This is a genomic window from Microbulbifer taiwanensis (assembly GCF_014904815.1).
In the GTDB taxonomy this organism is placed as follows: Bacteria; Pseudomonadota; Gammaproteobacteria; order Pseudomonadales; family Cellvibrionaceae; genus Microbulbifer; species Microbulbifer taiwanensis.
In genome coordinates, this window is the sequence record NZ_JACZFR010000012.1 from 105,378 (window position 1) to 120,287 (window position 14,910).

A 14,910-nucleotide genomic window follows, 5' to 3' on the forward strand; every position below is an offset into this window, starting at 1 on the left:
GGCTTGCAGAACCAGCTCCGCGAACCGGAGAATTTTCCCAAACTCTTTTACGATCATCTGCGTCCGGCAGATGATCTGTGTTCTTGCGTTGGCACATCCCCTGTGCGACCGATCATCCTTAATGCTTGCTAAAAGCCCCTGTTCCGCCTGCGGGAAAGAGGGCTTCGATTAGCCCCCCCCTCTCCCTAACCCTCTCCCCCAAGGGGGAGAGGGGACTGTTGGGGTGAGTAGTCACGCTCCATACGAAGTCGCTTTCCTTTGTAAGCGCCACCTCAACACCGGTTAACTGGCGGATGACTTCGATATTGGTCTGCAGGTGCAGACTGGGTTCCAGTGTGGTGAATCTTCCGCCCTTACCCAGCACCATCGGCAGCAGTATCTGGTCGGCTAGGTGCTCGCCAACGGGCACATCCGCCTCCAGGTAGCGCTTCATCGCCTTGGCGGCACGCCCGGCGACCCGTTCCGCGCTGAGCTGCTTCTCACCCACCACTTCGGCAACTTCGGTGATCTGCTCCGAGAAGGCCCGCAGCGAAACAATGTTCCCCGGTCCGGCGGATTCCACTTGGCGCCGGTGAAGCACCTCCTCCGGCCAGTGACACCTTTTACGGATCTGTTGCAGTTCCCGTTTGGCGATATGCCCCGGTATCTGCGCAGAGGTCACCACGGCTTCCGTGGCCAGGAGCGCGCCGCGACTGGTCAGGTCCAGGGGCTTCAGCTCCTGCACCGGCTGAATAAGCGCCCGCCACTGGCCACCGCCTGCCGGATAAAAGCCATAGCGCTCCAGTTCGATTTCTGCCCGATAACCCAACTGCGCCATCAGCGGCAGAAAGGATTTCTCGATAAAGTCGAAACTGGGGGCATGGCCGTTGTGGGTGCCACCCTCCAGGCAGACTTCGCTGACGCCGTCGGACAGCAGCAGTGGCAGCAGCACCGTCTGGAACACCAGGCTGGTGCTGCCGGCGGAGCCTATGGCGAAGCGGTATTCCCCGGGCACAACCCTGCCCGGCTTGAATATCACCTCCGTGGAGCCCAGTTCGTCGCCGGAGATCTCCGCGCCGCAGATGGCCTGGCCGGCGCGCAGGCAGGCGAGGTGCTGGCGCAGCAGGCCCGGCTTGCTGCGGCCGGCGCGTATGTTTTTGATACGCACCGGTTTCTGCAGGCACATGGACAGCGTCAGCGATGTGCGGAAAATCTGTCCGCCGCCTTCTCCCTGTGATCCGTCGATAACCAACATTTTTTTGTCCCTTCTGTTTTTCTTGTCGGCCACCTCTAAAAATTCGCCTTTCGTCATCCCGGCTAAAGTAGATTTCAATAACCACGGAAGTTTCTGGATTCCCGCCTTCGCGGGAATGACGATTTTTTTGAGGGGCCCTATCCTTTCACACACACCACCTGTTTCAGGGTGTAAACGATTTCCACCAGGCCTTTCTGGGCTGCCATTACCTTTTCGATGGGTTTGTAGGCGGCCGGCGTTTCGTCGATCACGCCGCTGTCTTTGCGGCACTCCACATCGGCGGTCGCCTGCAGGTGCTCTTCCAGTGAGACCAGCTTTTTCGCCTTGGTGCGCGACATGACCCGGCCGGCGCCGTGGCTGCAGCTGCAGAAGCTTTCCGCATTGCCCAAGCCGCGGACGATAAAAGAGCGCGCGCCCATACTGCCCGGAATGATGCCCATTTCCCCCTCGCGCGCACGCACCGCGCCCTTGCGGGTGATCAGCACGTCCTTGCCGAAGTGGTGCTCGCGGGACACATAGTTGTGGTGGCAGTTCACCGCCTCCATACGCGCGTCGAAGTCCATTCCCAGTGCGTCTTTCACGGCCACAATCACGCGGGCCATCATCACTTCGCGGTTGATGCGCGCGAAGTTCTGCGCCCACTCCACCGCCTCGACGTACTGGTCGAAGTGTTCGGTACCTTCCGGGAGATAGGCGAGGTCGGAGTCCGGCAGGTGTATATGCCAGCGCTCCATATCCTTTTTGGCCATCTCGATAAAATGAGTACCGATGCGGTTGCCCACGCCGCGGGAGCCGCTATGCAGCATCAGCCAGACGCCGCCGTGTTCGTCCAGACACAGCTCGATAAAGTGGTTGCCCGTACCCAGGGTACCCAGGTGGTTGATGTTGTTGGTTTTCTTCAGCACACGGTGCTTGTCCTGCAATACGTCAAACTGCGCCGCCAGCGGTGCCCAGGCGTTCATCACATCGTCCGGCACATCGCACCAGGCGCCCTTGTCGCGGCCGCCCCGGCGGCCTGCCGAGCGGCCGTGGGGCACCGCGCGTTCAATGGCCGTGCGCACTGCCGCCAGGTTGTCCGGCAGTTGCGATGCCTTGAGGCTGGTGCGCACCGCCATCATTCCACAGCCGATATCCACGCCGACGGCGGCCGGTATCACCGCGCCCAGCGTCGGTACCACGCTGCCGATGGTGGCGCCCTTGCCCAGGTGGACGTCCGGCATCGCGGCCACCCACTGGTGAATAAACGGCAAGCGCGAGATGTTTTTCAGCTGCTGTTTGGCCTCAGCTTCGAAAGGCACCCCGACAGTCCAGGACTTGATGGGTACACCGCCATCCCGCATCACTTCGTACGCTTGCTGAGTCATTGTTCTTTTCCTTGTTCAGATCCGTTTTCGGTGTTGTTTGCTTGAAACTTGCCCCCTGTATTGCCAAGAAGGTGCCAACTTTGCACAAAGTGCCGAAAAAATTTTTAAGTTATTGATCCGTAAGGATTTATTTTCTGTATTGGTGAATTTGGTTGCGGCAACGAATACACTACCTTGATCCTTTTATCTATCTTTTCAGATAGTAAAATAATATATTTGATAACCATGAAAACAGTAGCTATCAGTATTCTCGGCACCACCATGGATCGGCGCGGCAAGGGGGATAAGCGCTGGGACAAATGGCGGCCGACGATTTCCATGTGCCAGCACGACGATCTGCTGATCGATCGGCTGGAGTTGCTGTTCGACAATCACTCCCAGGGTCTGGCGGACCAGGTGACGGAGGATATCGCCCGCGTCTCTCCGGAGACGGAGGTGGTCCACCACCGGGTGAACTTCAGGGATCCGTGGGATTTCGAGACGGTGTACAGCCAGCTGCTGGATTTCGCCCGCGGCTATCCGTTCAAGCCCAACCGGGAAAATTACCTGGTCCATATCACCACCGGCACACACGTCGCACAGATCTGCCTCTACCTGCTGACCGAGGCGGGCTATCTTCCCGGCCAACTGCTGCAGACAGCGCCGGCCAGTCGGGGCTGCAATCTGCCCGGGCAGTACCAGGTCATCAACCTGGACCTCTCCAAGTACGACCAGATCGCCTCGCGCTTCCAAAAGGAGCACCAGGAAGGCACCGTCTACCTGAAAGGCGGTATCGAGACCAACAACGCAGCCTTCAACCGGATGATCGAGCAGCTGGAGAAGGTCTCCATCCGTTCCAACGCGCCCATCCTGATCACCGGCCCCACCGGCGCAGGCAAGACACAGCTGGCGCAACGGGTGTACGAGCTGCGCATGCAGCGGGGCAAACTCGAGGGGCGGCTGGTGGCCATCAACTGCGCCACCCTGAAGGGGGAGAACACCATGTCCGCGCTGTTTGGCCACAAGAAGGGCGCCTTTACCGGCGCCACGGCCGATCGCGCGGGACTACTGAAAGAGGCCCACCAGGGATTGCTGTTCCTGGATGAGATCGGCGAGCTGGGCCTGGACGAGCAGGCGATGCTGTTGCGCGCCATCGAGGACAAGCGCTTTATTCCGTTCGGCTCCGACAGGGAGGCCAGCAGCGATTTCCAGTTGATCGCCGGTACCAACAAGGATCTGGCCCGGAAAGCCAGGGAGGGGACCTTTCGTGCGGACCTGCTTGCCCGTATCGATCTTTGGACCTACGAGCTGCCGTCCCTCAAGGACCGGATCGAGGACCTGGAACCCAATATCGATTACGAGCTCGAGGCCTTCTCCAACAAGGCGGGGCACCTGGTCAGTTTCAACAAGGCGGCGCGGGAAAAATATCTGGCCTTTGGCCGCTCGCCGGAGGCCACCTGGTCCGCCAACTTCCGCGACCTCAACGCCAGCATCACCCGTATGGGGACGCTCGCTGACGGGGGACGAATCACCGCCGAAGTCGTCAACGAGGAGATCAATCGGTTAAAGCTCAAGTGGCAGACGGCCGCGCATTCTGAAGAGAGCCCTAAAACTACGATCGAAAGTGTTTTGGGAGCCGGCAGCAGTGAGGAGATGGATTACTACGACCAGCTGAAGCTGGCCGCTTTGATCGGGGTGTGCAGAAACTCCGGCTCGATGGCGGAGGCGGGTAGGAAGCTGTTTCATGTGAGCCGGCAGGCGAAGAAGTCCAGCAATGACTCGCACCGGGTCAAGCAGCTACTGGGCAAGTATGGGATTCAGTTCGACGAACTGAAAGCTTAGCCCGTATTTTCCACCAGGCCGCTTTATCTTCAGTTCAGCTCTATGTTTTTGGGGTTTTTCCGCGACTAAAAAGTCACCGGCAAGTAACTAAACATGGCCAAATCGCTCCTATCGTCAACCGAACAGGCGTGCGACCTGAACTTTCAAATAGCTAACAAAATCCCGAACCCTTTCCCAAAAAAGTTCCGGCAACTGTGTGATTGCCTCGAATACTACTCTCTATTCACACATTACCCGATCGCGATTTTCTCGTTTGACGAGGAGAGATAAAAACGGGTCAAATGTCAGCAGTGCGCGGGAGCGCGAAGGCGATGCAGTGGAGTATTAGCCCCAAAGCATGCCAACCATCTTGAGACCAGTAATCCTACAGGGAGGCATCATGACACGGACACACTCGTTTTCACCGCTTAGTATTACCCTGCTCGTCCTGGCAACGCTGACCGCTTCCTGCGGAGGGGACGGAGGTGGGGGGGACAGCGATAGTGGCGACCCCTCCCCTGTCACTCATATGGTCAGCACCAACGCGGGAGCGGGCGGCAACATCTCCCCGACGAGCACCACCATCAATCACGGCGATACCGCCAACTTCACCGTCACCCCTGATGCGGATTACGAGATCGACGAGGTGAGCGGCTGTGGCGGCACCCTGTCGGGAAACAGCTACACTACTGGGCCTATCACGGCAGCTTGCACGGTAGCGGCGAGCTTCAGCCTGCGATCTCCCTTCGAACCCAGCGCTACTCTCAGCTTTCAGGCGGTCAAGTCCTTTCATTTCAGTTGGGCGGATGTCGCAGGTGAGACCGAGTACCGCCTGCTGGAAAACCCCGACGGCATCTCGGGTTACAACCAGGTGGCCAGCATCGCGGCAGGTAGCACCAGCTATGATCACATAGTGCCGCTCTATAGGCGCACAAACGCCCGCTATATCTTGCAGGCCTGCAACAGCGCTGGCTGTGCCGATTCCAGTGAACTGAACGTAAGTGACACACTGGCCCAAGCCGTAGGCTACTTCAAAGCCTCCAACACCGGCCTGAATGACCGCTTCGGCTACGCGGTCGAGCTATCTGCCGACGGCAACACATTGGCGGTTGCGGCGCTTTTGGAGGACAGCAACGCCACCGGCATCGACGGCGATCAGGCCGACAACTCGGCGGGAAGCAGCGGCGCCGTCTATGTTTTCACCCGCAACGTCAGCACCTGGTCTCAGCAGGCCTATATCAAGGCCTCCAACACTGGTGCAGAAGACCGCTTTGGCTGGTCCATTGCGCTTTCCGCTGACGGCAACACATTGGCGGTAGGGGCGTGGCTTGAGGACAGCGCCGCCAGCGGCGTCAATGGCGATCAAACTGACAGTTCGGCGTCAGACAGCGGCGCAGCGTATGTCTTCATCCGCAGCAACGGCACTTGGACTCAACAGGCGTACGTCAAGGCCTCCAACACCGGTGCGGAAGATCGCTTTGGCCGGTCCGTCTCACTTTCCGCCGATGGCAACACATTGGCGGTGGGAGCGGATGCTGAGGAAAGCGCCGCCACCGGCATCGATGGCGATCAAGCCGACAACTCGGCGGAATACAGCGGCGCAGTCTATGTTTTCACCCGCAGCGGCAGCACCTGGTCCCAGCAGGCCTACGTCAAGACGTCCAATACCGGCGCGGGTGACGGCTTCGGTTTCCCCGTTGCGCTGTCCGCAGACGGCAACACGATGGTGACAGGGGCGCATGGCGAGGACAGCGCCGCCACCGGTATCAATGGTATTCAGACCGACAATTCGGCGTCAAGGAGCGGCGCTGCCTATGCATTCGTCCGCGATAGCAACGGCACTTGGTCCCAGCAGGCCTACATCAAGGCCTCCAACACCGACATTGATGATATCTTCGGCCACGCCGTCGCCTTGTCCGCCGACGGCAACACATTGGCAGTAGGGGCTAGTGGAGAGGACAGCGCCGCCACCGGCATCGGTGGCGATGAGATCGACGATTCGGAACCGAGTAGCGGCGCCACCTATGTTTTCACCCGCAGCGGCAGCACCTGGTCCCAGCAGGCCTATATCAAGGCCTCCAACACAGGCCGGTATGACAACTTCGGCGGCGCTGTCGCGTTGTCCGCCGGCGGCAACACTTTGGCGGTGGGAACAAGTTCCGACGATAGCATCGCCGCCGGCATCGGCGGGGGTGCGGCCGGCGGCTCGGCGGCGGGGCGCGGGGGCGCCTTTGGTTTTTCCCCCCGCGGCAGCACCTGGTCTCTGGAGACCTATGTCAAGGCCCCTAACACCGGCGCACAAGACACCTTCGGCACCGATATCGCGATGTCCGACGATGGCGGCACATTGGCAGTGGGGGCGCTTTTTGAGGATAGTGCCGCCACCGGCATTGGCGGCGATCAGGCCGATGATTCGCTAGATAACAGCGGCGCCGTGTACATTTACTGAAGCCGATTTCCCGGCTTGTCTCGCCTTCGGGGGGGGGGAGGAGCCGGGCTTAAGCATACTAATGCGATAGTACGCGTTGCCGAATTAAACTTTCTGAAAACCGATGGCGCGCACATTAGGGCTGTCCTGCGAATCTCCGCCCACTTTTACCCGCCTTACTAATTAATCCCGTTATTAATCCTCGATAGCCTCATCCATTTGCTCTTCCAGCAACGACAGCGGCAAGGCACCGTTGACGAGCAACACATCATGGAATTCCCGCAATTCAAATTTACCTCCAAGCGCCTTCTCAGACTTCTCCCGCAACTCCCGAATCTTGATCTCCCCCCATCTTGTAAGACAGCGCCTGCCCCGACCAGGAGATATAGCGATCCACTTCGGCGCGCTCGATCAGCAGTTGTTTGAGTTGACCCAGCGCCGCCATTGCCTCGTCAGGAGTGTCGAGGGTACCACCGCTCTGGCTGGCAGGCTCTTGCAACAGCCCCTCGTCGTAGCGCTGCAGCCACAGGAAGGTCTGGGTATAGCGGGTGACGATATCCACCAACCCGCGCCCGGCGCTGCCTGTGAGCTCGGGGCTTTTGGCGGCTTTCTTGATCAGGGCCAGAGCGTGCTCCAGCTCCAAGGCATTTTTCTCGAAACGGGCCTTGTCCAATACATAGCCCTGAGTCAGGTATTCCCGCAACACGCGGGTGGACCACTGGCGGAAGCGGGTGGCCTGGGTGGAATTGACCCGGTAGCCAACAGAGATAATGGCATCCAGGTTGTAGTGCTTCAGCTTGCGTCGAACCTGCCTTTTGCCCTCCATGCGAACTACCGAGAAATCCTCGGCAGTTGCCGGTTCATTCAGCTCCTGTTCGCGGTATATATTCTTGAGGTGCAGGCTGATATTGTCTGAGGAAGTATCAAACAGCTCCGCCATCTGACCTTGGGTTACCCACAGGGTCTCACTTTGCAGGCGCACCTCAACCCGGTGGTCGTCGGTTTCAAAGATGACGATCTCGGTCACATACCTCCTCTTCCCTAGGCCGGCCCACGAGATTAGAAGCCTCTGCCACTTCCGGCCGGCAATAGGGTACTTTTCCTGCTATTAATTTTCCTTTGACTTCGCAATATAGCGCTCCATCTGCACCTCGAGCATCTCCATCGGCAAAGCCCCATTCGCCAACACCGCATCATGAAACTCGCGCAAATCGAACTTATCTCCAAGCGCCTTCTCAGCCTTCGCTCGCAACTCCCGAATCTTGATCTCCCCCATCTTGTAAGACAGCGCCTGCCCCGGCCAGGAGATATAGCGGTCCACCTCGGCGCGCACGTTGGCCTGTGACAGGGAGGTGTTGTCGGCGAGGAAATCCAGCGCCTGCTGGCGGGTCCAGCCCTGGGAGTGGATGCCGGTGTCGATCACCAGGCGGGCGGCGCGCCACATTTCGTAGCTGAGGCGGCCGAAGTTTTCGTAGGGGGTCGTGTAGATATCCTCCATCTCTTTGCCCAGGCGCTCTGAGTAGAGGGCCCAGCCCTCGCCGAAGGCGCTGAGGTAGAGGTTGCGGCGGAAGTCGGGGACGTTTTCCAGTTCCAGGCTAAGGGCGCCCTGCAGGTGGTGGCCGGGCACGGCTTCGTGCAGGGTCAGGGCCGGCAGTTCGTACAGGGGGCGCTGGTCGAGGGCGTGGGTGTTGACCCAGTAGGCGCCGCCGCGGGTGCCGCCGATGGCGGCGGGGTTGTAGGAGGCGGTGGTGTAGTTGGGGGCGATTTCGTCCGGCACCGGCACCACGCCGTAGGGCAGGCGCGGCAGCGTGCCGAAAAATTGCGGCAGCTGGTAGTCGACTTTCTTGGCGATGAAAGAGGCTTCCTTGAGCAGGTCCACCGGTGTCTTGGCGTAGAACTGGGGGTCTGTGCGCAGGAACTCGGTGAATTCCTCGAAGTTGCCGTCGAAGCCGCTCTCTTTGATCAGTTCATCCATCTCTGCGCGGATGCGTTTCACTTCACTGAGGCCGATCTTGTGGATTTCCGCCGGGTCCATATCCAGGGTGACATAGGTATTGATCGCGTGGCGGTAGTAGTCCTTGCCGCCGGGCAGGTCTTCGGCGGCCAGTGAGTCGGTGGCGGCTTTCATATAGTCGCCTTCGAGGAAGTCGGCCACGCGGGCGAAGGCGGGAATGGCGGATGCCTTGATCGCTCTCTGGCCCCTGGCGCGCAGGCGCTGCTGTTGCTTCTCGGAAATGGAGTCGGGCATGTTTGCGAAGGGCTCGTAGAGCTTGCTCTGCTTCGGGTCATCCTTGACCTGGGCGCGCACCGTCGGCGCCACGCCCTCGACGACGATCTTCGGCAATACGAAGCCGTCCTTGATGCCCTTGCGCATATTGGCGATGTTCTCGTCGAAGTAGCGGCCGAAATCCTGGATGCGCGCTATGTAGTCCTCGTAGTCCTTGGCCTTGGTCATGGCCAGGCCGTCGTTGGCCTCGAGGGCGGCGGCCCAGAAGCTGTAGAAGGTGTTGAAGGGGATGCGGTCGAGGAACAGCTGGTTGGACTCGACGGAGTTTTCCAGCACCCAGGTGAGCAGATCGCGGTTGACGCGCTCGGATTCGCTCAGCTGTTCTGCGTCTATCTGCTTCAGGCGCGCGAGGAATTCCTGTTCGGTCTTCAGGCGGCGGGCGCGGTCTTTGGGGGAGACGCCGGGTAGGCGGTCGTTGTAGTCGGGCACACCCATGCGGCCGGCGGTAATGGGGTCTTCTTTGAGGCTGTATTGCCAGTGGTCGTCGATGATGCTCTGCAGTTGCTCTTTGGCGGTGGCGGCGTGGGCCTGTGAGGCCAGCAGCCATAGCAGTGCGAAAATAGTGGAAAGAAACGTGTGGGGCCTCAACGCCATCTTGTGTCTCCGCAGTCGTTATTCTCGATAGCGGTCAACGATAACACGGCTGGTGACTGTGGAGTGCTGTCTTTGCTTCGGTGCGGGCGGCAAGGTCCGAACTGGATACCGGCCTGCGCCGGTATGACGAGCGAACCACCGAATTGCCAGCATCTGGATACTGGTACCGGATCGAGTCCGGCACATTCTCTGCGTCGGTATGACGACAAGATGTAGAAAGGCCTCGGCGATTGAATATAAAAAAGGCCACCGCAATGGGTGGCCTTTTTCGTTGGCGGTTGGCGTCAGGCCTGTTCGACCGTCTGCTCTATACGCCCGAAGATGGACTGGCCATTGTCGTCCAGCATCTCGATCGCGATCTTGTCGCCGAACTGCATGAAGGGCGTGCTCGGCTTGCCGTCCTGGATGGTCTCGATCATGCGGATCTCGGCGATGCAGCTGTAGCCGACGCCGCCCTCGGCCACCGGCTTGCCGGGGCCGCCGTCCAGTTTGTTGGACACGGTGCCGGAGCCGATGATGGTGCCGGCGCCCAGCGGGCGGGTCTTGGCGGCGTGGGCGATCAGCTGGCCGAAGTGGAAGGTCATGTCCACGCCGGCGTTGGGCTCGCCGAATTTGTCGCCGTTCAGCTGCGAGACCAGCGGCAGGTGCAGCTTGCCGTCCTGCCACTTTTCACCCAGCTGCGCCGGGGTGACGCACACCGGCGAGAAGGCGCTGCTCGGTTTGGACTGGTAGAAGCCGAAGCCCTTGGCCAGTTCGTTGGGGATCAGGCCGCGCAGGGAGACGTCGTTGACCAGCATCACCAGTTTGATGTGCTTGAGCGCTTCCTCCGGGCTCACCCCCATGGGTACGTCGTCGGTGATGACGGCGATCTCGGCCTCGAAGTCGATACCGAAGCCCTCGGCCTGCGGCATTTTGACCGGCTGGCGCGGAGCAAGGAAGGTGTCGGAGCCGCCCTGGTACATCAGCGGGTCTGTCCAGAAACTCTCCGGCATCTCGGCGTTGCGCGCCTTGCGCACCAGCTCGACGTGATTGACGTAGGCGCTGCCGTCGGCCCAGTGGTAGGCGCGCGGCAGGGGCGAGTGGCACTGGCTCTGGTCGAAGGGCTGGCTCTCTATTTCATTGTGCTTGAGCTGGTGGCTCAGCTCTTCCAGCAAACTCTCCACCTGCGCCCAGTTGTCCAGCGCCGCCTGCAGGGTGGGCGCCACGGATTCGGCCGACGCCATGCGGGTCAGGTCGTCGCTGACGACGACCAGCTGGCCGTCGCGGCCGTTGTTGAGACTGGCTAACTTCACTGCGCCTCTCCTTGGGTGTTGGGTTCAAACTCTGCGTCGCCGTGCATCCAGGCGGCGTGCCTGGGTGCCTTCTTGGTGCGCGACCACTCCTCGAGCATATCCTCGGCCACGCGCTTCAGCTCGGTGTGCATACCGGGCTTGGCGGTGTTGGCGGCCAGCTCTATGCGGTGGCCGTTGGGGTCGAAGAAATAGATCGACTTGAAGATGGTGTGGTCGGTGGGACCCAGCACGTCGATGCCGGCGGCTTCCAGCTTGTCCTTGGCCGCCAGCAGTTCGTCCATGCTCTCCACTTCCAGGGCGATATGCTGCACCCACTGGGGGGTGTTCTCGTCGCGGCCCATATCCGGGGAGTTGGGCAGCTCGAAGAAGGCCAGCACATTGCCCTGGCCCGCATCGAGGAACACATGCATATAGGGGTCCGGCGCCCCGGTGGAGGGCACCTTGTCTTCGGCGATGGCCAGCTGGAAATCCATGCCGAGGAGATCGCGATAGAACTCGACCGTCTCCTTGGCATCGCGACAGCGGTAGGCCACGTGGTGTATGCGTTTGATAGCCATCGGTATCAGGCCTCTTTCTTCTCGCCCTTGTCGCCGATAACCCCGCGCTCCAGCTGGTCGCGCTCGATGGATTCGAACAGGGCCTTGAAGTTGCCCTCGCCGAAGCCTTCGTCTTCCTTGCGCTGGATGAACTCGAAGAATACCGGGCCGAGCATGTTGGCGGAGAAGATCTGCAGCAGCAGGCGCGGCTGGCCGCCCTCGGTGGTGCCATCCAGCAGCAGGCCGCGCTTCTTCAGCTCGCCGGTGGGCTCGCCGTGGCCGGGCAGGCGCTCTTCCAGCATGTCGTAGTAGGTGTTCGGCGGCGGGGTCATGAACTCCATGCCCTGCTCCTTCAGGCGGTCCCAGCAGGCGATCAGGTCGTCACAGGCAAAGGCGATATGCTGGATGCCCTCGCCGTTGTACTTCATCAGGAACTCTTCGATCTGGCCGCCGCCACCGGCCGCCTCTTCGTTCAGCGGGATGCGGATCTTGCCGTCCGGCGCGGTCATGGCCTTGGACAGCAGGCCGGTGTACTCGCCCTTGATGTCGAAGTAGCGGATCTCGCGGAAGTTGAACAGGTCTTCGTAGTACTTGGCCCAGTAGTCCATGCGACCGCGATAGACGTTGTGAGTCAGGTGGTCCAGGGTGTGGAAGCCGCAGCCCTTCGGGTGCTTGTCCACGCCTTCCAGCCAGTGGAAGTCGATATCGTAGATGGTCTGGCCTTCCTGGTAGCGATCGATCATATACAGGTTGGCGCCGCCGATACCCTTGATGGCCGGCAGGTGCAGTTCCATCGGGCCGGTCTTCACTTCCACCGGTTGGGCACCCTTCTCGATCGCGCGCTCGTAGGCCGCCTTGGCGTCCTTGACGCGAAAGGCCAGGCCGCAGGCGGAGGGGCCGTGCTCCTGGGCGTAGTAGTGGGCGTGGCTGCCCGGCTCGTAGTTGGTGATAAAGTTGATATCACCCTGGCGCCACAGCTCTACATCTTTGGAGCGGTGGCGGGCCACCTTGGTAAAGCCCATGGCCGTGAAGACCGTTTCCAGGATGCCCTTCTCCGGCGCAGTAAATTCGACGAACTCAAAGCCGTCCAGACCCATCGGGTTTTCAAATAAATCGGCCATCTTGCCCTCCGTTTTCTCTCTCGTTTCGCCGCTATGCTAGTGCGGCGGCGGGGTGAATAGTTTCAGGTGCAACGAACTTAGTTGCATGTGTAACTAATGTCAAGGGGCGGGAAGTTTTGGAGACCTGTAGACCTTATCTGGTCACCGGCTGCCGGCCCATGAGGGCAGGGGGAGGGGGCGGCTGCCGGGCTTTCACCGGCAGCGTCTGTGCGTGCGGGGAATTTACCTATGCATCCTCTTCCGCTTCATCGGCGATTGCTGCGTGCTCGGCGACATAGTTGACGGCGTCGCGGACCCTGATGATCTTTTCGGCATCCTCGTCGGGGATCTCGATCCTGAAATTTTCCTCAAACGCCATGATCAGTTCCACCACATCCAGCGAGTCAGCGCCGAGATCATCGGTAAAATAAGAGTCGAGCCCTACTTCCGATTGATCGATGGTCAACTGGTCGGCGATGATTTTTATCACCTGCATTTCAACTGTTGGCATGGTTCGTTTCCTTACACTGTTTTTTCACTCTTTGCGCAGTGGCAAAGGCGCGGGGCGCGCTCCGCTTTGAGAAGTTTCCGCTGGCAATCGCACAGTCACTCGGCGCCATCCTGGCGCTGCCGGCGTCGACAGTATACCCGTGCAGATTTGCCGCGATAGCCTTTTTGAAAAACCAAAAATATTCTGTTTTTTTAATTTTGCCGGTATTTAAATTTCGCCGGATTAACCGTCATGGAACCGACTTGTCCATGCCGGATAGTTTCACGTGGCACTTTGCAGGGCGCAACCGCGCACTGCATGGCCGATTCCAACCAGTAGCCCGCACCTGTGTCGGATACAATCGCTGTGTAAAACAATAAAGCGCGCGCGCAAGTCCCCTGATTCGGCGGTGATTCCATGAAAAAAACCCTGGCGATACTGGCGGCCACAGTCGCCACCCTGGCCCTGGCAGTCACCCTGCTGGCTCCAACCTTTCTCGGCTTTTCGGTCACCCAGCTCGGCACCGCGGTGCGCGTGGCCACCGGCATGGGCGCCAAGCTGGCCTGCTCCGGGCGCTTTGTGTCCGGCTTCGATGAGGCGCGTATTCTCGACGACCTGGCCTCCTACTCGCCGGCCAACCGGCTGCTGGAGCTGCACTACGGCGACGACCGCGTGACCGCGGAACTGCTGGGCATGGGCCGCACCAGCGCCACCTATCGCGACGGCCTCGGCTGCACCCTGGATATCGGCGATACCACGGCGCTGGATCGCCTACGCATGGCCCCGGTCGCCAGCAACGGTGAGGAATGGCCGCTGGGCACTGCGGTCACCTCCATCGACGGCGAATTGCAGGACCGCGTCGAGGCGTTGCTCGAAGCCGACAATGCCGCCGGCCTGCAGACCCGCGCACTCCTGGTGGTGCAGGACGGCAGGCTCGCGGCCGAGGCCTATGGCCCCGGTATCGATGCGCAGACGCCGCTGCTGGGCTGGTCCATGGGCAAGAGCCTGACCGCGATGCTCGCGGGGCGCATGGAGACACTGGGCCTGGCGGACAGCACCGCCAGGCCGGTGTTCGGCGGCTGGCAGGGGGACGCGCGCGCGCAGATAGCGCTGCGGGACCTGTTGCAGATGGCCTCCGGCCTCGACTTTGACGAGACCTACGCGCCGGGCAGCGATGCCACGAAAATGCTGTTCAACGCCCACAGCGCCTCCGATATCGCCCTGGCGAGCCGCACCGCCCACGCGCCCGGTGAACACTTCTCCTATTCCTCCGGTACCACCAACCTGATCGCGCGCTGGATACACGAGCGCCTCGGCGGCGATGTACAGACCAGCCTGGACTTTTTCCAGCGCGAAATCCTGCAGCCACTGGGTATGGCGCACACGGTTTTCGAGGTGGACCCGAGCGGCGTCTTTGTCGGCAGCTCCTATATTTATGCCTCCGGCCGCGACTGGGCGCGGCTGGGACAGCTGATGCTGAACCGCGGCCAGTGGCAGGGCGCACAGGTGCTGAGTGACGACTGGGTAGCGCGCGCCGCGGCGCCGAATACCAGTGCCAACGAACCCCGCTACGGCTACCAGTTCTGGCTGAACGGCGGCGGCGAGGAGCTGCGCTACCCGCAGCTGCCGGCGGACGCCTACTTTATGCTGGGCAACCGCGAGCAGGCGGTGATGATCTCGCCCTCCACCAAAACGGTGGTGGTGCGGCTGGGCTGGAGTGCGAGCGAGTATCCCACCGGGGAGAACTTTGCCGGACTCCTGCCGCGGGGCTGAGGCCGCCCATTC

General features: G+C 60.7%; 12 protein-coding genes. 3 read left to right on the forward strand and 9 right to left on the reverse strand.

From position 1 onward, the window contains the following. Positions 1-118: 118 nt before the first annotated feature. Positions 119-1,234: an RNA 3'-terminal phosphate cyclase gene (gene rtcA / locus IG627_RS04325; protein WP_193190304.1), complete on the reverse strand. Its 1,116-nt coding sequence runs from the start codon at positions 1,232-1,234 to the stop codon at positions 119-121. 137 nt (positions 1,235-1,371) lie between these two features. Beyond that, a complete protein-coding gene (locus IG627_RS04330; RefSeq protein ID WP_193190306.1) occupies positions 1,372-2,598 on the reverse strand; it encodes an RtcB family protein in 1,227 nt (408 codons plus the stop codon). Between the two features lie 225 nt (positions 2,599-2,823). On the opposite strand from IG627_RS04330, the gene rtcR reads away from it, so the two are divergent. Both rtcR and IG627_RS04340 read left to right on the forward strand, forming a co-directional pair. Further along, entirely contained in the window at positions 2,824-4,419 is a 1,596-nt protein-coding gene (rtcR, locus tag IG627_RS04335; RefSeq protein WP_193190308.1) for an RNA repair transcriptional activator RtcR, read from the forward strand. Between the two features lie 508 nt (positions 4,420-4,927). Continuing rightward, on the forward strand, positions 4,928-6,847 hold the full coding sequence (locus IG627_RS04340; protein ID WP_226864701.1) for an FG-GAP repeat protein: 1,920 nt from the start codon (positions 4,928-4,930) through the stop codon (positions 6,845-6,847). Between the two features lie 174 nt (positions 6,848-7,021). Here IG627_RS04340 and IG627_RS04345 read toward each other — a convergent pair whose 3' ends face one another. The 7 genes from IG627_RS04345 to acpP form a co-directional block, all read right to left on the reverse strand. Further along, the gene (locus tag IG627_RS04345) at positions 7,022-7,153 is read right to left on the reverse strand and encodes a DUF885 family protein (RefSeq protein ID WP_193190311.1); all 132 of its coding nucleotides are present in this window, start codon (positions 7,151-7,153) and stop codon (positions 7,022-7,024) included. Beyond that, positions 7,137-7,853: a virulence RhuM family protein gene (gene rhuM, locus IG627_RS04350; RefSeq protein WP_319024499.1), complete on the reverse strand. Its 717-nt coding sequence runs from the start codon at positions 7,851-7,853 to the stop codon at positions 7,137-7,139. Before rhuM ends, IG627_RS04345 begins: the two co-directional genes overlap by 17 nt. An 81-nt stretch (positions 7,854-7,934) precedes the next feature. After that, positions 7,935-9,707: a DUF885 domain-containing protein gene (locus tag IG627_RS04355; protein ID WP_193190312.1), complete on the reverse strand. Its 1,773-nt coding sequence runs from the start codon at positions 9,705-9,707 to the stop codon at positions 7,935-7,937. A 284-nt stretch (positions 9,708-9,991) separates the two neighbouring features. Further along, positions 9,992-10,999: a fumarylacetoacetate hydrolase family protein gene (locus IG627_RS04360; protein ID WP_193190313.1), complete on the reverse strand. Its 1,008-nt coding sequence runs from the start codon at positions 10,997-10,999 to the stop codon at positions 9,992-9,994. Further along, positions 10,996-11,556 carry a VOC family protein gene (locus tag IG627_RS04365; protein ID WP_193190314.1) on the reverse strand — a complete coding sequence of 187 codons (561 nt, stop codon included), beginning with the start codon at positions 11,554-11,556 and terminating at the stop codon, positions 10,996-10,998. The genes IG627_RS04360 and IG627_RS04365 overlap by 4 nt, the downstream gene beginning before the upstream one ends. Positions 11,557-11,561: 5 nt before the next feature. After that, positions 11,562-12,656 (reverse strand): 4-hydroxyphenylpyruvate dioxygenase, encoded by a 1,095-nt coding sequence (gene hppD, locus IG627_RS04370; protein WP_193190315.1) that lies wholly within the window; start codon positions 12,654-12,656, stop codon positions 11,562-11,564. Between the two features lie 226 nt (positions 12,657-12,882). After that, complete coding sequence (acpP, locus tag IG627_RS04375; protein ID WP_193190316.1) at positions 12,883-13,146, reverse strand: acyl carrier protein; 264 nt, start codon at positions 13,144-13,146, stop codon at positions 12,883-12,885. 396 nt (positions 13,147-13,542) lie between these two features. On the opposite strand from acpP, the gene IG627_RS04380 reads away from it, so the two are divergent. Next, complete coding sequence (locus IG627_RS04380) at positions 13,543-14,898, forward strand: serine hydrolase domain-containing protein (protein ID WP_193190317.1); 1,356 nt, start codon at positions 13,543-13,545, stop codon at positions 14,896-14,898. The last annotated feature ends 12 nt before the right edge of the window (positions 14,899-14,910 follow it).

What these genes read in the sequence shown, in the direction of transcription:
- IG627_RS04355 (WP_193190312.1), bottom strand. Translation starts at nt 9,707, where the DNA reads ATGGCGTTGAGGCCCCACACGTTTCTTTCCACTATTTTCGCACTGCTA.
- IG627_RS04340 (WP_226864701.1), top strand. Translation starts at nt 4,928, where the DNA reads ATGGTCAGCACCAACGCGGGAGCGGGCGGCAACATCTCCCCGACGAGC.
- IG627_RS04380 (WP_193190317.1), top strand. Translation starts at nt 13,543, where the DNA reads ATGAAAAAAACCCTGGCGATACTGGCGGCCACAGTCGCCACCCTGGCC.
- IG627_RS04330 (WP_193190306.1), bottom strand. Translation starts at nt 2,598, where the DNA reads ATGACTCAGCAAGCGTACGAAGTGATGCGGGATGGCGGTGTACCCATC.
- rtcA (WP_193190304.1), bottom strand. Translation starts at nt 1,234, where the DNA reads ATGTTGGTTATCGACGGATCACAGGGAGAAGGCGGCGGACAGATTTTC.
- hppD (WP_193190315.1), bottom strand. Translation starts at nt 12,656, where the DNA reads ATGGCCGATTTATTTGAAAACCCGATGGGTCTGGACGGCTTTGAGTTC.
- acpP (WP_193190316.1), bottom strand. Translation starts at nt 13,146, where the DNA reads ATGCCAACAGTTGAAATGCAGGTGATAAAAATCATCGCCGACCAGTTG.
- IG627_RS04365 (WP_193190314.1), bottom strand. Translation starts at nt 11,556, where the DNA reads ATGGCTATCAAACGCATACACCACGTGGCCTACCGCTGTCGCGATGCC.
- rtcR (WP_193190308.1), top strand. Translation starts at nt 2,824, where the DNA reads ATGAAAACAGTAGCTATCAGTATTCTCGGCACCACCATGGATCGGCGC.